The 19,818-nt window shown below is 34.7% G+C and carries 17 protein-coding genes; 3 read left to right on the top strand and 14 right to left on the bottom strand.

Annotated features, from left to right (window positions below; all coding sequences use genetic code 11):
- Positions 1–260 precede the first annotated feature (260 nt).
- Together CCZ01_RS08665 and CCZ01_RS08660 are read right to left on the bottom strand one after the other, a co-directional pair.
- Positions 261–1,580: an arsenic transporter gene (locus CCZ01_RS08665; protein WP_112052825.1), complete on the bottom strand. Its 1,320-nt coding sequence runs from the start codon at positions 1,578–1,580 to the stop codon at positions 261–263.
- On the bottom strand, positions 1,577–3,526 hold the full coding sequence (locus CCZ01_RS08660) for a DNA methyltransferase (protein ID WP_220106549.1): 1,950 nt from the start codon (positions 3,524–3,526) through the stop codon (positions 1,577–1,579). Before CCZ01_RS08660 ends, CCZ01_RS08665 begins: the two co-directional genes overlap by 4 nt.
- A gap of 271 nt (positions 3,527–3,797) precedes the next feature.
- On the opposite strand from CCZ01_RS08660, the gene CCZ01_RS08655 reads away from it, so the two are divergent.
- Positions 3,798–5,375: an anaerobic C4-dicarboxylate transporter gene (locus CCZ01_RS08655; RefSeq protein ID WP_112052823.1), complete on the top strand. Its 1,578-nt coding sequence runs from the start codon at positions 3,798–3,800 to the stop codon at positions 5,373–5,375.
- Positions 5,376–5,447: 72 nt separating this feature from the next.
- On the opposite strand, the gene CCZ01_RS10925 is transcribed toward CCZ01_RS08655, so the two are convergent.
- The gene (locus CCZ01_RS10925; protein ID WP_112052822.1) at positions 5,448–7,415 is read right to left on the bottom strand and encodes a methyl-accepting chemotaxis protein; all 1,968 of its coding nucleotides are present in this window, start codon (positions 7,413–7,415) and stop codon (positions 5,448–5,450) included.
- Between the two features lie 158 nt (positions 7,416–7,573).
- Here CCZ01_RS10925 and CCZ01_RS08645 point away from each other — a divergent pair, with 158 nt between their 5' ends.
- Both CCZ01_RS08645 and CCZ01_RS08640 read left to right on the top strand, forming a co-directional pair.
- Positions 7,574–8,569 carry a YeiH family protein gene (locus tag CCZ01_RS08645; RefSeq protein ID WP_112052821.1) on the top strand — a complete coding sequence of 332 codons (996 nt, stop codon included), beginning with the start codon at positions 7,574–7,576 and terminating at the stop codon, positions 8,567–8,569.
- A 186-nt stretch (positions 8,570–8,755) separates the two neighbouring features.
- Positions 8,756–9,850, top strand: a complete 1,095-nt coding sequence (locus tag CCZ01_RS08640; protein ID WP_112052820.1) for a PHP domain-containing protein — start codon at positions 8,756–8,758, stop codon at positions 9,848–9,850.
- 47 nt (positions 9,851–9,897) lie between these two features.
- Here the strand turns inward: CCZ01_RS08640 and CCZ01_RS08635 are convergent, their stop codons facing one another.
- The 11 genes from CCZ01_RS08635 to serB form a co-directional block, all read right to left on the bottom strand.
- Entirely contained in the window at positions 9,898–10,431 is a 534-nt protein-coding gene (locus CCZ01_RS08635) for a YceI family protein (protein ID WP_112052819.1), read from the bottom strand.
- A gap of 61 nt (positions 10,432–10,492) precedes the next feature.
- Positions 10,493–11,899: a glutamate--tRNA ligase gene (gene gltX, locus CCZ01_RS08630; protein ID WP_112052818.1), complete on the bottom strand. Its 1,407-nt coding sequence runs from the start codon at positions 11,897–11,899 to the stop codon at positions 10,493–10,495.
- Positions 11,900–11,902: 3 nt separating this feature from the next.
- Entirely contained in the window at positions 11,903–12,805 is a 903-nt protein-coding gene (mreC, locus tag CCZ01_RS08625) for a rod shape-determining protein MreC (RefSeq protein ID WP_112052817.1), read from the bottom strand.
- 12 nt (positions 12,806–12,817) lie between these two features.
- Complete coding sequence (locus CCZ01_RS08620; protein WP_112052816.1) at positions 12,818–13,852, bottom strand: rod shape-determining protein; 1,035 nt, start codon at positions 13,850–13,852, stop codon at positions 12,818–12,820.
- Positions 13,853–13,875: 23 nt separating this feature from the next.
- Positions 13,876–15,129: an ATP-dependent protease ATP-binding subunit ClpX gene (gene clpX, locus CCZ01_RS08615; RefSeq protein ID WP_112052815.1), complete on the bottom strand. Its 1,254-nt coding sequence runs from the start codon at positions 15,127–15,129 to the stop codon at positions 13,876–13,878.
- Positions 15,119–15,931: an acyl-ACP--UDP-N-acetylglucosamine O-acyltransferase gene (gene lpxA / locus CCZ01_RS08610; protein ID WP_112052814.1), complete on the bottom strand. Its 813-nt coding sequence runs from the start codon at positions 15,929–15,931 to the stop codon at positions 15,119–15,121. The genes clpX and lpxA overlap by 11 nt, the downstream gene beginning before the upstream one ends.
- Positions 15,928–16,383 carry a 3-hydroxyacyl-ACP dehydratase FabZ gene (gene fabZ / locus CCZ01_RS08605; protein WP_112052813.1) on the bottom strand — a complete coding sequence of 152 codons (456 nt, stop codon included), beginning with the start codon at positions 16,381–16,383 and terminating at the stop codon, positions 15,928–15,930. Before fabZ ends, lpxA begins: the two co-directional genes overlap by 4 nt.
- 126 nt (positions 16,384–16,509) lie before the next feature.
- Complete coding sequence (locus CCZ01_RS08600) at positions 16,510–17,718, bottom strand: M48 family metallopeptidase (protein WP_112052812.1); 1,209 nt, start codon at positions 17,716–17,718, stop codon at positions 16,510–16,512.
- Positions 17,719–17,745: 27 nt separating this feature from the next.
- Positions 17,746–18,381 carry a hypothetical protein gene (locus tag CCZ01_RS08595; RefSeq protein WP_112052811.1) on the bottom strand — a complete coding sequence of 212 codons (636 nt, stop codon included), beginning with the start codon at positions 18,379–18,381 and terminating at the stop codon, positions 17,746–17,748.
- Entirely contained in the window at positions 18,378–19,055 is a 678-nt protein-coding gene (locus CCZ01_RS08590) for a hypothetical protein (RefSeq protein WP_112052810.1), read from the bottom strand. The genes CCZ01_RS08595 and CCZ01_RS08590 overlap by 4 nt, the downstream gene beginning before the upstream one ends.
- A 1-nt stretch (position 19,056) precedes the next feature.
- Positions 19,057–19,686 carry a phosphoserine phosphatase SerB gene (gene serB / locus CCZ01_RS08585; RefSeq protein WP_112052809.1) on the bottom strand — a complete coding sequence of 210 codons (630 nt, stop codon included), beginning with the start codon at positions 19,684–19,686 and terminating at the stop codon, positions 19,057–19,059.
- Positions 19,687–19,818: the final 132 nt, after the last annotated feature.

Here is a 19,818-nt window from a genome sequence, read left to right as displayed (position 1 = left end):
AATTTACTCACTATTTCTCATCTCACAAAACGCATATTTATAAAATGCCTAGTCACAAGTTATATTTTAAAAGAGATTCTCATTTTTTATCTAATTTGCCCAAATACAAGAGTAAAGCGGATACAGAGAAAATGAAAGCATTATGACAATGGCACATCAAGAAAGGGAATATTGACTACACAATGATAATAAAAAAGGGGGCTTTTGATTAATAAATATGATAATACAGAAGTGGTATGCGAGCATGACTTAATTCTTGCTTATTTTAGCCCCAATCCTAAAATTGCAATAAAAAGTGTTGGGAGTGCAATAATAAAACTAAACTTCAAATATGAAAGAAAGCTAATCTTTATTCCCCTATCTGCCAAAACCATTAGCCAAAGAAGCGTCGCTAAAGAACCTATTGGTGTAAGTTTTGCACCAATATTACATGCAAGCAGATGAGCATATAAAAAATTCTCACTTCCTCCATAATCCATAAAATATTGCTTTAACGACAAATCTCCAAGCATCACCATAGGTAAATTATTAAAAAATGCCGAGCCAACACTAGATAGTAAACCTACAATAAAAGGAGCAAATTCTCCATAAGATTCTATCTGTACATAAAAAGCTGTTAAAACTTCACCAAGACCATCTTTATGCAAAGCAAAAACAATAATATACAATCCAAAACTAAAAACTAAAACAGAAAAAGGTGCATTTTTAATGATAGCAAAAAGATGATTTTTATGCTTAAAATACGCAATAAACATAAAAATAAAAGCAAAGATAAGTATACCGAAACTGCTTGTTTCAAATTTTAATGATTCCGCCCACAATAAAGTAAAAATGAAACATACCAACAATATAAGACAAAACAGAAAAAGGGTTTGACTGATTTTTGCATCCAACATTGAATAGCTCTTAATATTGAACTCTTTAGGTAGAACCTTCCAAAAAATAATAAAAAATAAAATAATGCTACTTAATATGGAAAGCAAATTAGGTAAAAACATTACTTGAGCAAATTCACTAAATTGAATATGAAAATATCTTGCCGTCAAAATATTTGTTAAATTAGAAATAACTAAAGCATTTGAGGCACTATCGCACAAAAACCCAACGCCAAGTAATGTTGCAATCAGTGTTTTTGTGGAATGTTCGATTTTTGCAAATATTGCCAAAATAACTGGGGTAAGAATGAGAATTGCTCCATCATTACTAAAAATTGCACTCATTAAACTCGTAAAAATAAATAAAAGAATTAAAAGCTTATATGTGTTTAAAGTCAAAGTATTATTCATATTATTTTTTTTATTTTTTTTGAGAGAAAGCATAATAATATGTTGTGCTATATAATCAAAAAAACCGATAGATTCCAAACAAAAAGTAATGATGATAAGTCCAATTAAACTCAAAGAGCTATCCCATACGATGGAAAAAATTGTCCATATATCATTAGAATGAAAATTGATAATCCCCAAAACTCCAAACAAAATAACACAAATTGCCCCAAGCGTAGAAAACACCCAAATAGGAAGCTGGAATGGACGCCAAAAAATAAATATGAGTGAAATTAAAAAAATAGCAAATATCATAAACTATCCATTAAGTGTTCTTGAAGCATTTTAGAATTAATTGCAATAATACTCTCATCACCACAGATATTGCGTACTTTTAATCGCAAAGGCTTTGTCTCACAAGTAATTTTGCCATTCCAGAACTCCCTCGTTTTTACACCATTATATGTTACAAATGATTTTCTATCAATTTTTACCTCGCTATCACTTTTCCATTCACCCCTTTTATTTGTACAATCAAGTGAGATAAGCTCGATGAGCTCTAAACCACTTTCGCTTATCATAAGAGGGGTAAATTCTTTACCATTCTTTAACCTTTGAACTTCCTTTCTGCCATTATATTCCTTGATTTTTGTCATAACTCTATCACTCATAAATTGTGTAATACTTAATTCAAATCCAGCTCCATTTTCACTTAATTCTTTTAATTCATACTCGATATAATCACTCTCTATCACACTATCTAAGAGTTCCTTTAAATCCCTTAGCTCGATTTTTACAAGTGTGTTATTGTCATCCTTAATAAAATTTTCAATCTCTTTTTTATCACTTATTTCTACATAATAGCAAATCACCTTTTTTATCTCATTATTAAGCTTAGGGATAGCCTTGCGTAATATTGTATCTGTCGTTACCTTATCAAAGATTCTACTTGCACTATCAAGCAAGTTAGGAACATACACCGGAATTACTCCTAGTTGGCTATCATGGATAGAACCTAGCCAATATGTTTTATCTAACTTGTCGTTATCTGTAAGTCCATAAATGACACTTTTTAGCTTGTCCATTGTTTGAATCGGATTCCTAAACAATGAGATTCCGTCTTGTACCTCCATAATTTCAAAATCTGCCTTTAACTCTTTAAGCCTATCACGCGTGATTTGAATAGAATTTATCCCTACATCTACATGAATAAACTTTCTCTTTAACTTATGGGCAACTGCTGCAGCCACGCCACTCCCACCAAAAAAATCTGCTACTATCATATTTTCATTACTACTTGCTTTAATGATACGTTTAAGCAAACCCTCCGGTTTTTGGGTTTTATAATCTAAATATTCTGTTGAACCACTTATAATAGGCCTTGTATCATCGCAATCCCATACATCTCTGACAAAAACATTTGTATAATATTCATTAAATAATAATTTTTTATACTTATCTTTTATAGGTTTATTTTCTTTTATCTGTTGAATAATTTTTGCCTTTTCTTTATCTGGTATCTTGCTCAAATCTGGACTTCTTACTTTTGTGTCCATAAATGGACACGTATAAATAACATTTTCTTTCTCAGGATTAAAAATATATGCATTTGATTTTTTATAGAAAAATATTGTGTCATGCTTCCTACCCCAACAACCCTTACCTACACCTTGAATTCTGTACCCCCACACAATTTCATTAACAAAATTATCCTCCCCAAAAATCTCATCAAGCAAAATCTTCACATAATGCCCAATATGCCAATCCAAATGTACATAGATACTTGCATTTTTGCTCATCACACTTTTTATCGCTAAGAGATTCTCATACATCCAATTCAAATAATCTTCTTTGTTCCAAATATCCCCATACATTTTTTCTTCAAAACTTTTACATTCCTTGCTCATCTTAATTTGAGATTCTGCCTCCTCCATCATCTGGGTGATTTTAGGATTGCGTCTCAAATAGACTTTTTTCGCATAGTCTGCCCCACTTGCAAAAGGTGGGTCGATATAGACTAAATCCACCTCAATTCCTTTGTCTCTCAAATATGCACAAGCACTTAAACACTCACCACGAATGAGGAGATTCTCATTCCTATCCCCCACTTGCTCTAACTTTTGTGTCTCATAAAGGGGCATTCCTCGCCTCAAATTATCTTTAAGCCTATCATTACTTTGACACTTGAGTGCACAGACACGATTATCCAAAATCGCCTGCCCTTGTATCGTATCCTTAAAGTATGGAATATATTTAATCATTATTTACCTAAATCTCTCTTATCATAAGCTACTTAAAATTTGTAATAATTCAGCCCAAAAGATATTAAATTCCTTGATTTTGTTGTTATGAATAATATTATAATACCCCCTTAAAATCAATTAAAAGTACATATTATCAAACTCTGAACAACTAATATTTTGCCCCCATTCCTCTTCTAGGCTGAATTCCTATCCATTATATAGAAAAATTAAATGTTAATATGGTAAAATTCCTGTCTCAAAATAAATTTTCAGGAAGGGAAAACTTAAGATGAATTTTTTTGCTCATCTCAGTGAGGGAATGCAATTTGGCATTCAATTAATTGTTGTGCTTATTTGCCTCTTTTATGGGGCAAGAAAAGGGGGAATTGCGCTTGGGCTTTTAGGTGGCATCGGAATCTTGATGCTTGTATTTATATTTCATATCAAACCTGGAAAACCTGCCGTTGATGTAATGCTGACTATTTTGGCTGTCGTTATTGCAAGTGCAACTTTACAAGCAAGTGGAGGTTTAGATGTAATGTTACAAATTGCAGAGAAAATTTTACGCAAAAATCCAAAATTCTTGACAATTCTTGCTCCTTTTGTAACATGTTTTTTAACTATTTTGTGTGGTACCGGGCATGTTGTTTACACGATTATGCCCATCATCTATGATATTGCAATTAAGAATGGAATTCGTCCAGAACGACCGATGGCAGCAGCTTCTGTATCTTCACAAATGGGCATAATTGCTTCCCCTGTGTCTGTTGCCGTTGTCAGCTTAACCGCATTCTTACTTGCAGCCGACCATAAACTTGCTGGATTTGATGGCTATATCAGCCTACTTCAAATTACTATCCCCAGCACCCTTTTTGGTGTACTTTGTGTTGGAATTTTCAGCTGGTTTAGAGGAAAAGATTTAGATAAAGATGAAGAGTTTCAAGCAAAATTAAAAGATCCTGAATTTAAAACATATGTTTATGGGGATTCTAAAACACTATTAGATGTAAAACTCCCTACAAAAGACTGGATAGCAATGTGGATTTTCTTAGGTGCAATTGCTTTGGTTGCCTTGATTGGTGCATTTGACACACTTAAGCCACAATGGGGACAAAAAAAGGCTTATGAGACACATTTGCAAGAACAAACCTTACGATGGACGCCAAATGGTGAAAATAAAGGTGTAATTGACCTTTCAAAAATTGGATTTAGCCAAATAAAAAATGCAGATTCTGAAAAAAGCAAATTTCAGGAAGCTGTGGACTCTGGAGAGATTAAAGTTATTCCACAAACAAATAAATTAAATGAACCTTTAATGGATTCTATTTCTATGGTAAATGTTATCCAAGCATTTATGCTTCTTGCTGGAGCTTTGATGATTATTTTCACGAATGTAGACACCAAAAAAATTGGCAATAATGAGATTTTTAAATCAGGAATGATTGCACTTGTTGCTGTATTTGGAATCTCGTGGATGGCAGATACAATGTTTGCTGTCCATACGCCAATGATGAAAAGTTTGCTTGGCGGAGTTGTTGAAAATCATCCTTGGACATATGCTATTATGCTTTTACTAATCTCAAAATTTGTTAATTCGCAAGCGGCAGCACTTGCAGCTTTTGTTCCTCTTGCGTTAGGAATTGGGGTTGAACCAGGAATTATTGTCGCATTTGCAGCAGCATGCTATGGATACTATATTTTACCCACCTATCCTAGTGATTTAGCAACCATTCAATTCGATCGCACCGGTACAACACATATTGGAAAATTTGTCATCAATCACAGTTTTATCATACCCGGACTGATTGGTGTGTTTAGCTCTTGTGTTATCGGTTATGTTTTAGCAAAAGTAGCCGGTTATTTATAAAACAAAATAATTCAAAGAGAAGTCAATATTTATTCAAATTGGCTTCTCTTACTTGATGCAGGAAAGTTTTATTTATTGCCTTAGAATCTGCAAAATATATTCATAAGCTTTGATTTTGTCTAGCTCTTGTTCAAGCATCAAACCTTCCTGCCCTTTTCCTGTTAGCTCTTTAGAAATCTTACTACCAGAATCAACCAAATGGGAAATAATATCTGAAATAGAACTTGATTTTCCTGAAACATCAAGCATATTTTCGCTTGTATGCTTAACATTATTCTCAATGATATGCACAGTCTCCACAACAGATTTAACAGACAATTCCGTTTCTTTCAAACTTGTTTGTGTTCTCTCAGCCAACTTTCTCACCTCATCAGCCACAACAGCAAAACCGCGTCCATGCTCTCCTGCACGTGCAGCTTCTATAGCGGCATTGAGTGCAAGGAGATTGGTTTGGTCAGCAATATCTGAAATAATTTCAAAAATTCTAGTGAGGTGATTAATGTTTTCCAAAAGCTTATGAATATCTGCTTCTAGATTGATACTATCGCTTCCTGATTGTAAACTTTGGGCTAAATAGCTTGCAAATTCATTAAAATTTGCATCCATCTGATCAAGACTATCCTTAACCTGCATAAAATCATCAGAAGCATTTTTTAGGGTATTAGAAACATTGGCAATAACAGGAAAACTTGATTTTAATTGCTCTAACATTGTGTAATTAATATGATTAATTAGGCTTAAACGTTGCAATTTTCTTTGAAGAAAATAGGCTTTAAAGCGACTATATCGTTGAATGAATATCTCCATAAAATCGTCTCTAAATTCACCTTGCGTTTTATAGAAAAATATCGCTGTCAAAGTCTCATTAATGTTTACCCCCAAAAGCTCCCCAAATGTCGAAAACCCAACAACTGGAAAATGCCTAAAGGTTTTAAGGGAATTAGTTTTATCACTATTATTTAATCGTCGTAAAATACAATCATTAAATATAGCCCCTATAGGTGTTGGCTTTGAAAGAGAAAATTGTTCGTAATCTTTATTGGTAGAAGTAATAAAGTCAATTTTTTTAAGCAAAATAAGCTCTTCAGCACTTGCAATATCACAATAAAAATGAATCACTTTATTTTCAATATCGAATGACGCAATTGAACGAACATAAATTTCATCATTGATTTTAACCCCAAAAGTATAATCCTTCATTCTATTCGGGACTTCTTCTGCATTGCAGTTGAAAAAATTACTCAATGCATCAATAGCCTTGATTGCCACTTTATTTTTTGTGTCTAAAAACAAAGATACACTCCGCTTCTTAATATCCGCTGACAACACTGTGAATTTATCCGATGTTGGCTCAAAGTTTTGAGATTTGAATATCCCAAAATGATAGTTAGGTTTTAACTTGATATAAGTTATTACGGTGTGAGCTTGAATGATTTTTTCATTGTTATAAATATAAGTGTTTTTAAAATCAAGCTTTCCACCCGCACTACCACCCACATAAAGACAAGGAAGTTTTCCGACATTATAAATCGCCTCCATAAAAAAACTCTCACTTGCACTCAAACCATCTATCAAAGTATAGGCAAATGTGTTATCGTATTGCACCCTAAATGGGACTTGAATCTTTTGTAATTCCTTTTCTATAAAAGCAATTTGCTCATCTGGAGTTTGAATATGCAAACCCAAATCAACACTAGCAATATGCACATTATCAATCATAGAGGAGGAAAAAACTTGCAAGGCAATACCCTCATTTTCCATACCCTCACCATAAAATTTATCGCTTGGCTCTTGATTATCCATACTACACAGAAGTCCGGAAGAACTCGACATTACTAAAAAACAATCTTGTGGCAAAGCATTCTTGATTGCAGTACTCACTCTTTGAAAATCCATATTGGGCATCACATAACCCAAAACTAACTTTGGAACTATCGACAACGAAGAAAGCTTACTTTGGATTTGATTTTCCTTAAGATATAAACCCACAATGTCAGTTTTAACCTTAGCTCCTTCAGCTTTTTTACTTTTAAAAAACATTGCTTATCACCTTATCTATTAAGAGTCTTATTTTTGTTAGCATTTTAACACAAACATCTTTAAAGCAAAACACTCATTGACTCTTAAATGAACTAAAAAGATGATTGATTGTCAACCATTGATTGTGTGATATAATTCCCTAAAAATAAGGAGTAAAAATGCAACTTCAAGCCATAGGCTACATTCAAGGCTTAGGGTTAGTTGGGATTTTAAGTATCATCGCCTTAATTCTTAGTCACCTCTCTTTCATTCAAGTCTACCACTTGTCCCCTCTCATTATTGCTGTGTTTTTAGGTGGGTGCTTATTTTTATTCTATCGCAATTATCAACCACAATTTGAAAAAGGTGTAACATTCAGTGCAAAAAAACTTTTGCGACTAGGTATTATTCTTTATGGTTTCAATATTTCATTTTCTGAAGTTGCTTCCGTTGGTGCATTCGGAATCTTAACGGCTATTATTGTTGTTATCTGTATTCTTGCTTTAGGCATTTTAATTGGACATTATTTGGGTTTAGATAGAGAAATGGCCATACTCGTAAGTGGTGGAAGTGCAATTTGTGGAGCAGCAGCCGTACTTGCTTTGGAGTCTTCTTTACGTTCTGAACCCTCAAAGGGCATTGTAGCGGTAGGAAGTGTTGTTATTTTTGGACTTTTAAGTATGCTTTTATACCCTCTTGCTTACGCATTAGATCTTATTCCTTTGAATGAATCACAAATGGGTGTGTATATTGGAGCAACATTGCACGAAGTTGCAAATGTTGTTGGAGCTGGAAGTGCTATTAGTCAAGAAACACAAAGTGTAGCGATTTTAATTAAAATGATTCGCGTAATTCTACTTGTGCCTGTTTTATTTATTATTCCTTACCTTTTTTCCCTTCAAAAAGACAATAAGAAAACACTATTTATTCCTTATTTTGCATTCCTCTTTTTGTTGGCAATTATATGCAATTCACTTGTTTCTATTCCTACAGAACTCAAACAAACCCTACAATTCCTCGCCACCTTCTTTTTAACAATGGCGATGGTCGCTTTAGGATTACAAATCGATTTAAAAAAATTTATTGCAATGGGTAAAAAAGCATTCTTGCTTGCATTTTGTCTATGGATTATTCTTATTGTTGGCGGTTTACTTTGGGTTTTATGGCTTTATTGATACCTTTTTCTCATTAAAACTGAAATAGCTTAAACAATAACATATTTAAGCTATCATTCAGATTAATTAGCTATAATGGATAATGTCTCAATTAGTGGGGGTAAAATTTTACAAAAAGGCTATCTATGAAAATGTAGATAATTTTAAGAGGGAGATATCTCCTCACTATTTCTTAAAGGAGAAAACATGGGAAATGTAACATTTTTAAATACACAGTTCAACGTCAATGCAACAGATTTAACGATTTTCAAGAAAGCGAATGTTTCTCTTAAAAATACAGATAAAACGACATCTCTTGAAGAATCTGCAATAGGACAATCGTTTAAGCAAACAAACGCATCTTCTACAACAAAAGTTATCTTTGAGGACTCAAGAAGTGGGCAAAATGTGAGTGTAGAGCTTTCTAGTGAAAACCTTGAAAAACTAAAGGCAAAATTTGGGAATCGGGATTTAATCCAAAATCAAGATGGTTCTGTGCGTTTGAAAGGAAAAGCAGAAGAGCTTGTAAGTGGTTGGTTTGATGATATTGCTTATAAACGTGGCTATTTAACAAACGATATTAACAAAGATGGAGTGCTTGACCAAGAAGAAAGCAAGAAACTTAAAGATGGCTATGGCACAATCGTTACACATGACTTAGTCCAAAAAAATGTAAAGGCTATCAATGTGGAGGGTATTGCTTGGCAGTACATTTCAGAAGAAGAGATTGGTGGTGTGGTGAGCTTTGATAATCTTGCGACTAGGAGTGATACTCTAGCAGGTGCACTTGATAAAACCTTAACGCAAGATAGCGATTTAGATGGCGTTATAGGAAATTTTGATATTAAAACTCAGGAAGAAGTTTTTAACGAAATGAAAAAGGCGATTGGTGGAGCTTATAAAGAAAACCCAATGACTAAACTCTATTCTTTAGCCCATCAAGGTCAGGGAATGCCCGGCACTGCCTCAGCTTTTATACAGGAAAAAAGCTTATTCAATCCAACAAATAATCCGCTAGGGGATGTGAATATCCAAGAATCTGAAAAATCCGAAGAAGAAGAATTACTCGAGCAACAACTAGAGGCGGCTAGGGCTTTAAGCAAACTCCAACAGGCAGATGGAAATGTAAGTGCCTTGAGTGCCACTGAAAGAGAAGCTCTACAAGCCGTTTTTGGAAGCACGAGTTTAAGCTCAATCCAATCCCAAGCTAACAATCCAAACAGTGATGTTGAAAGTGTTTTTAATGAGATAATGACACAAGTGGAAAATGGGGAAGTCAGAATTCTTGACCAGAAGATATAAAAGTCAAGGTAACCTTGAATGTAGGCCACATTCAAGGTTTTTGGATTTTAGGCTTTTGTCGCCTTAAGGTTTAGATTGATTGTAACCTCATCTCCAACCGCATTATCCTTAAACACACTATCCCAAGTGATGCCAAAATCACTTCTCTTAATTTTTGTTGTGGCTTCGATGCCTAAATTATTACCTGTTGCATTCACTTTTGCATCAAGAACAATCGGCTTTGTTGTTGTTTTAATTGTTAAATCACCATAAATCTTACCTGCTTCAAATTTTGTCATTTTGAAGTTAATACTAGGATGCTTTGCAGAATCAAACATATCAGGTGCATTCAAGTGGGCATCTCGTTTTTCATTTGCAGTGTCAATAGACTTAATCGCAACACTTCCTTCTAAAATTTGAAGTTTATCGCCTTCATAGTCAATCTTACCCGCAATCTCTTTAAATGTCCCATCAACCTGTGTGAGCTTAAGATGAGAAACGCTAAATTTAACCGCTGAATTTGCAGTATCAAGGGTATAAGGTGCAGCATTTAAAGCTGTAACAGACATGGCTAACAATGTAGCTAAACACATTTTTTTCATTCTAAACTCCTCATAAATATTTTGGTATGCTATATTATAATGTTTTTTCATTAACTAAGCGTTAATTCTTCATAAGAACTTGCCTAATCGCAACAATTAAAGCTTGAATGCGTGCAATTGTTTCCTCTTTTCCAATGCTTACCATCGCGTCAAAAATAGGTACTCCGCCACCTTTTCCAAGCAATCCTAAACGCAAAGGTAAAAAAAGTTGGGAGGGTTTAGCAATAAAAGATTCTTTAGCTTTTTCTTGAAAAGATTCTTCTAGCACCTTACCTTTTACATCAAAATCAAGCGTTTCTAAAATTTTATAAGCCTGCATTAAAGACTCCAATACTCCCTCATTGCAATTCTTCTTAAACATTTTTTCATCATAATTTTTCGGAGATTCTAATACTTCTTGTAAGCCACTACAAAATTCCAATAATGTTTTAGAACGTTCCTTAAGAGCACAAAAGAGATGTTCAGCCACTTGCGGTGCTAGATTCTGAATCCCAAAATCTTGCAACAAAAAAACCAATTCTTCTTGTGTTTTTTGGTTAATATAATGATGATTTAGCCATAACAATTTATCTTGATTATATGCTGAAGCAGAACTATTAATATCTTTTGGGGAAAAATACTGCAGCATTTCTTGCATACTAAAAATTTCATCATCTTGATGACTCCAGCCCAAACGAACCAGAAAATTCAGCAATGCTTCCGCTAAATAACCACCTTTTTTATAATCCATAACACCCATCGCACCGTCTCTTTTGCTAAGCTTTTTGCCTTGAGGGTTTAGAATCATGGGAATATGGTAGAACTTTGGAATTTTAAACTCCAAAGCTTGATAAACAATAATTTGTTTGGGCGTATTACTTAAATGATCATCGCCTCGAATTACATCACTCACCTCCATTAACGCATCATCAACCGCAACTGTGAAGTTATAAGTTGGAGTGCCATCACTGCGAGCAATAATAAAATCATCTAATTCTTTGACAGAAATTCTTATCTCGCCCTTAATACCATCTTCAAAAACAATTTCCCCTTCTAAAGGTGCTTTAATTCTCACAACAGGTTGAATGCCTTGCGGAATCTCACCCTTAAAATCTCGATAGCGACGGTCATAACGTGGAGTTTCTCCCTTCTGCTTCTGCTCTTCACGCAATTCATCTAATTCCTCTTTGGTCATATAGCAATGATATGCCTTGCCACATTCTAAGAGTTTTTGGATATATTTTTTATAAATATCCATACGTCGACTTTGATATTCTATCTCGCCGTCATAGTCAAGCCCCGTCCATTCAAAGGCTTGAATAATACCCTCTTTTGCATCAATAGAATTCCTTGCAAAATCAGTATCTTCAATGCGCAAAAGAAATTTACCACCATTAATGCGTGCATAAAGATAATTAAAAAGGGCTGTCCTTAAGCCACCAATATGCAAATTTCCTGTAGGCGAGGGTGCAAAACGTGTAATAATCATCTTTTATTCTCCTTCTACTGCTTCATTAATCGTCGTATTTGTCTCAATTTTAGGTGTTGTCATATTCTGTTCTTCTTGAAAAACAACATCATCTAGCTCATCAAGAGAATGGGTCGGCATTTTTAAATCAGCCTCATCAATATCAATCAACCAAATATAACGCAATTCATAATTGCGTGGATAAGGTTCAATTTCAGCGACTAAATACCCTCTGGAATTTTCAATATTAACAACCTTTCCTACCTTAATATTTTTAAAGAAAATTCCATCTAAACCACTTGTTACAACCTCATCGCCAATATTAATCCCAAGCCAAGTTGGAATATAATTTGCGAACAGGTTATACTTCCCCCTTTGTGGCTTAATGATGCCCGGAACTTTTTGCTCTCCAATAAAGACACTGAATACACTTTGAGGATGCCCATTCAAAATACCAAGCAATCGACCATTTGTTACAATCGCGATGCCTATTGCGATATTATCATGAACAAGTCCATAAATTTTACCTTCTTGCATATCCTTTAAATTATGTTCTAGCCACACTTTTTCGTAATTGCCCATCTCAACATAAGATAAGATACGCACTATTTCAATATTGGGATGCAAAGAAAAAGTTTCAAAACTAGAGTTCACCATCAATATATTATTAAGCTCCTCTTGCAAGGCAATTAGTTGCAACTCTAAAGATTCTTTATCATGGAGTTGCTGATTGAGAATTTCAATTTCATCAGCTTGATTAAAATAGCGTTTATGGTAACTTTCAACCCCTTCATAAACATCTAAGAAAAATCCCTTCAAGTGATCACTTAGCATTAGAAGACGTGTATGAACTTCACCACCAATTTTAAAGGAAATAAAGAACACAAGAACAATAAGAACAATCCATAAAAAAGGTTTTTTAAACATTCAATCTCATGCTTATTCATAAGCAAGTTGTTGCAAGAGGTCAATCTCTTCTAATGCTCTCCCTGTTCCTTTTGCAACAGCCAAAAGAGGCTCTTCGGCAACATAAACAGGCAATCTAACAATATCAGAAAGATAGCGGTCCAACCCACGAATCAACGCACCGCCACCCGTTAAAGCAACCCCGTCTTCAACAATATCTCCAGCTAAATCCGGTGGCATACTCTCAAGAACATCTTTTAAAGCGTTACTGATTTCCTTAAGAGATTCTTTAATTGCTTCCCTTACATCATCACTTGTTAGTTCAATCGTATGCAATAAACCGCTAACCTGGTCGCGTCCTTTCACCTGCATACTCAAAGGATTCTCTAAATTAATCGCTGAACCAATGTTAATTTTAATTTCCTCACCCGTGCGTTCCCCAATCAAAAGGTTATATTTACGACGAACATAATCTACAACAGCAATATCAAACTTATCACCTGCAACACGAATAGATTTACTAATCACAAGCCCACCAAGTGAAATTACGCCAATCTCTGTTGTACCTCCACCGATATCAACAACCAAACTCCCTTTAGGGTCTTTAATAGGTAAACCTGCTCCAATCGCTGCCGCCATTGGTTCTTCAATTAAAAATACTTCTCTTGCACCAGCACTCATTGCCGATTCTTTAACCGCCTTTCTTTCAACACCTGTTAAACCATAAGGAACACAAACAATGATTCTAGGACGCATAAAAGTCTTTCGGCGATGAGTTTTTTCAATAAAATAACGAATCATCTTTTCAGTCATATCAAAATCAGCAATCACGCCATCTTTCATTGGACGAACCGCCTGAATACCACTTGGAGTTTTTCCAACCATTTCCTTTGCCTCTCGTCCAACCGCAAGAATCTTATTCTTGCCATATTTATCATTTTGCACCGCCACCACAGACGGCTCATTAATAACAATTCCGCGTCCCTTAACGGACACAATCGTATTTGCTGTTCCTAAGTCAATAGAAATATCATAAGAAAACAATCCAATTACTTTATCAACAATCATTCCTTACCCTCACTATGAAATTATTAAGCACTTTTTTCACCCTGCCTGTGAATGAGTAGTGGCTTTTCTTTATTTAATACTGCCTCTTTTGTAATCACTACTTCATAATTCTTTAATTCTGGTAGCTCATACATCAAATCTAGCATAATTTCCTCAATAATCGCTCTCAAACCTCTTGCACCCGTTTTGCGTTTCACAGCTAATGATGCAATTGCCTCTAGTGCTTCCTTCTGAAAAGTCAATTCAACTTTATCCATGGCAAAAAGTTTTTTATACTGCTTAACTAAAGCATTTTTAGGTTCTTGAAGAATTCTAAGCATCGCTTCTTCATCTAACTCTTCAAGTGTCGTCAAAACATGCAAGCGCCCTATTAGCTCGGGAATAAGACCATAACTTACAAGGTCATCAGACTCAACCAAGGAAAGAATCTCACCTTCATCACTTTTGCCTCTTTTTTGGCTATGGAAGCCTAAAGTATTTCCACCTAAACGACGTTTAATAATTTCTAAAATTCCATCAAATGCACCACCACAAATAAATAAAATATGACTTGTATCAATTTGGATAAAATCTTGGTTGGGGTGTTTCCTGCCCCCCTTAGGAGGAATATTCACTACACTCCCTTCAATAATTTTTAATAAAGCCTGCTGCACACCCTCACCAGAAACATCTCTTGTGATGGAGCGATTCTCTGAAAGCCTTGAAATCTTATCAAGTTCATCAATAAAAACTATCCCTCTTTGGGCACGTTTAATATCTCCTCCTGCCGCTTGCAAAAGCCTTGTAAGGATATTCTCCACATCTTCACCAACATACCCAGCCTCTGTGAGACTTGTCGCATCACTAATTGCAATCGGAACATCTAAGAATCTTGCCAAAGTCTGTGCCATCAAAGTTTTACCACTACCTGTCGCACCAATCAGTAAAACATTACTCTTGGCAATTTCTGTATCATCATCAATGTCCGTTTGCTTAAAAATTCTTTTATAATGATTATACACAGCAACAGAAAAAACTTTTTTTGCCTTTTCCTGCCCAATCACATATTCATCTAAGGCTAATTTCAATTCCTTAGGGGACGGAAGTTCACGCACATCGTCTACTCTTTCATTAGAAGATTCTAAAGCAATATCGTGGTCCCCATCTCCCAAAAAAAGCTTATAGGCAGCAATGACACAATTCCGACAAATATATGCAGTATTATGCATATTTGCTAAGATAGGATTATTTGGATCGTCCAATGCCCCACAAAAATTACACTCTTTTTTATTGCTCATCGCTGCTACTCCTTGCATTACGATTAATGACGGGAATGCCCCGCTTAGATTCCAAGATAAATTTACACATTTTTTCTATATTAGGGCTAAAAGGATTATTGAGACTCAGTTCTTCTTCAGCAACCTCACGAACGATACGTTTACCTGAAAAGAGTTTTTTATACAAATTAGCAATGCGGTCAATCTCATCATTATCAAATAATAGACGCAGACGATGACGATTTAAGCCTCTAAGAACCGCACGATTCCCCTCAGCAATACAAAAAGGTGGCACATCTTGCCCCAAAGCTGAAGCTCCAGCAACCATCGCCCCATCGCCAACTTTTACAAATTGATGAATACCTGTCAATCCACCTACATTAACATAATCCCCTAAATGAATATGTCCTGCTAAAGTCGCATTATTTGCCAGAATACAATGATTACCAATCACACAATCATGGGCAATATGCACATACGCCATAAAAAGATTATGATCACCAATAATAGTTTGGTTTTGATCGCCAGCCGTTCCGGGGCTAAACATAGTAAATTCACGAATTAAATTATGGTTACCAATAATCAATTCACTTTTTTCACCATTGTATTTCAGGTCTTGAGGGTCAGTACCAAGCACAGCATAAGGAAAAAGAATGTTGTCCTCGCCAAGCGTTGTCCGCCCAGCTAAAGTAACATTATTATAAAGCTTTGTACCTTTTCCAATTTTAACTTCCTCCCCAATAACACAGAAATGCCCAATTTCGACATCGTCAGCAATTTCAGCACCTTCTTCAATAATAGCAGTAGGAGCGATCTTTCTCACGCCTTTTCCTCATCAATAATCATCGCCTTTAATTCCGCTTCAGCAACAAGCTTTTCATCAACGTAAGCACGTCCTTCAAGTACCCAAATGTTACCCTTATGTTTAAGAACACTCAACTTATACTCCAAGCAATCGCCGGGAAAAACTGGATGACGAAATTTTGCCTTATCAATACTCATAAAATAAACAATTTTACCCTCACTTGTTACTTCTTCACCAAACATACTACTAAAAGCAAGAATTCCCCCTGCTTGAGCTAAACCTTCAATAATAAAAACACCTGGATAAATTGGTTTGGAAGGAAAATGTCCGCAAAAAACTTCTTCATTAATCGTGATATTTTTATACGCCTCAATTTGTTGATTTAACTCCATACTTACAACACGATCAACCAATAACATAGGGAAGCGATGAGGTAATATCTCTCGCACTCTCTTAATATCATATTTCATTGTAAACCTCATTTTGGCATTCTGTGGTATCTGAGGTGTGATTCTAACAAAAACTAACTAAAAATTAGCATAGGCATTCAACTTTTTTGCATTTTTAACAAAGAGAACATACCAAATCTCTACCTTCTAATTCGACTCAAAACCTAAAGCTTTCAATCTTTGCAGAAGAGGGGGATGAGTATAATAAAAAAAGATATAAATTGGATGTGAGCTTGGAAAACTTTTATTTTCATTCACTAAAACCAACAAGGCATTCCTGAGCGATTCTGCACTTTGCAATGTCGCACCAAATTTATCAGCTTGATATTCATTGTGACGACTCATAAAGCCAAAAATAGGCATTAACCAAAAAATAACCAAAGGGGAAAATAAAATAACAAATGCTATAATACTATGAGGAAGCCGAGAAATACCCGATTCTGTAAGGAATACTTCTTCGGGAATATGGGCAATAATAAATAATAAAAATGTAAGCATAGCAACAATAAATAACATATTTTTATAAATATCCTTATGTTTAAAATGACCTAATTCATGCCCCAGCACAGCAAGTAGCTCATCTTTAGAGACCTTCTGGATTAATGTATCAAAAAGTACGACTCGTTTTGTTTTTCCAAATCCACCAAAATACGCATTTAACCGCCCATCTCTACGACTTGCATCAACAACAAAAACCCCGCCTGAAGAAAATCCAGCCCTGACCATTAAAGATTGAATTTGCGTTTTAAGCACTTCATCTTCTAAGGGTATAAATTTATTAAATAAAGGTGCAATTAAAGTTGGATAAAAAATATTAATCAATATAATAATAACTGATAAAAATAAAGCACTATAAATCCACCAATAAGGACTAGAGGTAATAATGAAGATAGCAATAAAAATAATAGGTAAACCAAAAACAAAAAGCAAAAATACAGACTTAAGATTATCTATTAAAAAATCTTTCAAATTTCCCCTAAAAAACCCAAAATGTTTGTCGATAACAAATTTCTTATATAGCTCAAAAGGAATCTTAACAAGATTAAGAAAGAAAAGAACACCTAAAACATACAATGTGGAAGTAAAAACTCCAAAATACATTTGTTCATCCAAAAAAGCCTCAAATTCAAACAATCCATAGCGAAGTAAAAAAAATAAAACTAGTACATCAAAAAAAGTTTCAAACATTTCTAACCGCTGTGTAGCTAATGTATACAATCCTGCTTGTTGAAATTCTGCTTGAGGGAGTAAAATTGGCGATTGTTGCATCTTTTTACGCACATGAAAAATTTGCAACAATGAGACAAGAATTTTTGGAATGGCATAAACACAAATATAAATATTTAATAACAACATTGGATATCCTTGAACACAATAGCTATACTAGTCAATTCCACAACCTTCATTCATAAAAATTTTCTGTAATTTTTGTATTCTTTCCCGTAAACGTTTCCCTTCTTCTTGTGTACCTAAATAAGATAAAATACGAAGTTTAATTGCAGGTGCAGCGAACTTATTATATAAAATTTCTGTCATATTAATATTTTTATCACTCCATTGTTTTTTTATCTCATTCCATTCTTCTTGGCTAATCTGCTGTAAAGCTTCTTGGCCATAATTAATAAGATCTTTACTATTTTGTGTGAAAAATAAAGTCAATTTTTTTCCGTATGCACTTAAGAAAAACTCATTCAGTACTTTTAATTCTTCTTGAGTGATATTCTCCTGCAAATATTGCTCCATAGACTGATTAATCAAAACTTTTAAAGACTCTGAATCCTTACGATTATGGATAAGCATTTGCTGAATCTCCTGCAAAGCAAGGCTTTTTCCCTCTTGGCTCAAGCAACTGAATTTTTCAATTTCTTGAGAAAATAAAGATAAATTTTTTTGTTCCTGCACAATCGCATATTCCGCAAAATGATTGAGATTTGCCCCTTGCAAGAGTGGTTCAAACATTGCATCAAGCCCAAATATAGATTGCAAGAAAATTGCAAAAACACTTATTATTTTTTTCATAAATTGCCCTCCTTTGTTGTAGAGTTAAATCTTTGTTCAATCCCACGAATTGTTGAATTTTCCTCAACAAAGTGTAGATTAAGCTCTCTCTCCTCTTCATTGGAGCGAAACAATGGTACTAAAGAAGGTTTTTCTTGAAGTCGCCTCTCTTGTATTAGACAAAGTTTTTTCTCCATACATTCTTGATTCCATTTTTTAAACAAATCAAGCCCAACTTCCTGCAGGGGAATATCAGGCTTCCTACCAGCAAAAGGTAAAAGGATATACTCCTTATTTCCGTTGAGAATTTGGGAATATCCCTGCAAATAAAGAATACCATTTTTCTCTCCTAATCTCCAAAAAATGCCTACACTCTTATTCCCTCTTTCTCCCCAACTTTCAATCACAATCTGATGATTATGGGCATAAATTCTTATATCTCCTGCAAAAATATAAGAATTAAATTCTCCATAAGGCTCATGATTTCTCTTAATCAATACAGAAATTTCCACGAGATCAAGCAAGTGAAGGCTACTAGAATCTTGCATGTGTTCCACACAAATTTCAATATCAAATAAATTCTCTGCAACCATTACACGGTCATTTTTTAAAAGAAAGCCCTCTTGAATACAAGGTGAAGATTCTTCCGCTTTTAGCGTGATAAGCACGACTAAAAACAACAGAAACTTCATCATTTTAAAACTTTTCTATATGGGGAATAATTAATCGCAAATCTTTTTGGTCAATACAAATATCAGCTGCTTCTCGTAAAATAGGCTTTGCACAAAACGCAACCTTAACAGATGCTTTTGCAAACATAGAAAGATCATTTGCACCATCACCCACAGCCAATGTGTGTTCCTTCGGAATATCTAAAATCTGTTGCAGTCTTTCTATCATATCACCCTTTGAATAACTAAACATCATTTCTCCACCCACCTCACCACTCAATACCCCATCTTTATGATGAAGAATATTGCTAAAATCGGCATCAAAATGCAACTTACTCTTTGCTGCAAGAGTAGCTGTGCGAAAACCTCCGCTCATCACCACGACTTTATAATGATGGTTTTTTAACCATGCGATGAGTTCTGCTCCACCCAAAATTAAAGGTAAAGATTCACAAATTTGGCTCATTCTTGAAACAGACATACCTTTTAGCAAAGAAACACGATAAACCAAACTTTCATAAAAATCAAGCTCTCCTGCCATCGCTTTTTGGGTGATAGACTTTACTTCCGGCAAAACATCCATTGCATCAGCTAAAAACTCTATTGTTTCGCCATCCATCAATGTGGAATCAAAATCAAAAACAGCAAGTTTCAAAGCTAGAATGTCCTTTTCAATAATCCTTCAGTTTTCAAAATCGTAATAATACGATCATCTTTTTTACCCACGCCATAGATGATATTCTCACCCTCTTGAATCGTCTCTGGTGCTGCATCAATACTACTTTCT

The organism is Helicobacter monodelphidis, assembly GCF_003288845.1.
Classification (GTDB): Bacteria; Campylobacterota; Campylobacteria; order Campylobacterales; family Helicobacteraceae; genus NHYN01.
The sequence above is the reverse complement of the archived record's forward strand: the minus strand, read 5'-3'. Positions and strand labels throughout refer to the sequence as shown.

What these genes read in the sequence shown, in the direction of transcription:
- gltX (WP_112052818.1), bottom strand. Translation starts at nt 11,899, where the DNA reads ATGATTATTACACGTTTTGCACCCTCGCCTACAGGAAATTTGCATATT.
- CCZ01_RS08595 (WP_112052811.1), bottom strand. Translation starts at nt 18,381, where the DNA reads ATGAAAAAAATAATAAGTGTTTTTGCAATTTTCTTGCAATCTATATTT.
- clpX (WP_112052815.1), bottom strand. Translation starts at nt 15,129, where the DNA reads ATGAGCAATAAAAAAGAGTGTAATTTTTGTGGGGCATTGGACGATCCA.
- mreC (WP_112052817.1), bottom strand. Translation starts at nt 12,805, where the DNA reads ATGTTTAAAAAACCTTTTTTATGGATTGTTCTTATTGTTCTTGTGTTC.
- CCZ01_RS08590 (WP_112052810.1), bottom strand. Translation starts at nt 19,055, where the DNA reads ATGATGAAGTTTCTGTTGTTTTTAGTCGTGCTTATCACGCTAAAAGCG.
- CCZ01_RS10925 (WP_112052822.1), bottom strand. Translation starts at nt 7,415, where the DNA reads ATGTTTTTTAAAAGTAAAAAAGCTGAAGGAGCTAAGGTTAAAACTGAC.
- CCZ01_RS08645 (WP_112052821.1), top strand. Translation starts at nt 7,574, where the DNA reads ATGCAACTTCAAGCCATAGGCTACATTCAAGGCTTAGGGTTAGTTGGG.
- CCZ01_RS08640 (WP_112052820.1), top strand. Translation starts at nt 8,756, where the DNA reads ATGGGAAATGTAACATTTTTAAATACACAGTTCAACGTCAATGCAACA.
- CCZ01_RS08600 (WP_112052812.1), bottom strand. Translation starts at nt 17,718, where the DNA reads ATGTTGTTATTAAATATTTATATTTGTGTTTATGCCATTCCAAAAATT.
- CCZ01_RS08620 (WP_112052816.1), bottom strand. Translation starts at nt 13,852, where the DNA reads ATGATTGTTGATAAAGTAATTGGATTGTTTTCTTATGATATTTCTATT.
- CCZ01_RS08655 (WP_112052823.1), top strand. Translation starts at nt 3,798, where the DNA reads ATGAATTTTTTTGCTCATCTCAGTGAGGGAATGCAATTTGGCATTCAA.
- CCZ01_RS08660 (WP_220106549.1), bottom strand. Translation starts at nt 3,526, where the DNA reads ATGATTAAATATATTCCATACTTTAAGGATACGATACAAGGGCAGGCG.
- CCZ01_RS08665 (WP_112052825.1), bottom strand. Translation starts at nt 1,580, where the DNA reads ATGATATTTGCTATTTTTTTAATTTCACTCATATTTATTTTTTGGCGT.
- CCZ01_RS08635 (WP_112052819.1), bottom strand. Translation starts at nt 10,431, where the DNA reads ATGAAAAAAATGTGTTTAGCTACATTGTTAGCCATGTCTGTTACAGCT.
- fabZ (WP_112052813.1), bottom strand. Translation starts at nt 16,383, where the DNA reads ATGAAATATGATATTAAGAGAGTGCGAGAGATATTACCTCATCGCTTC.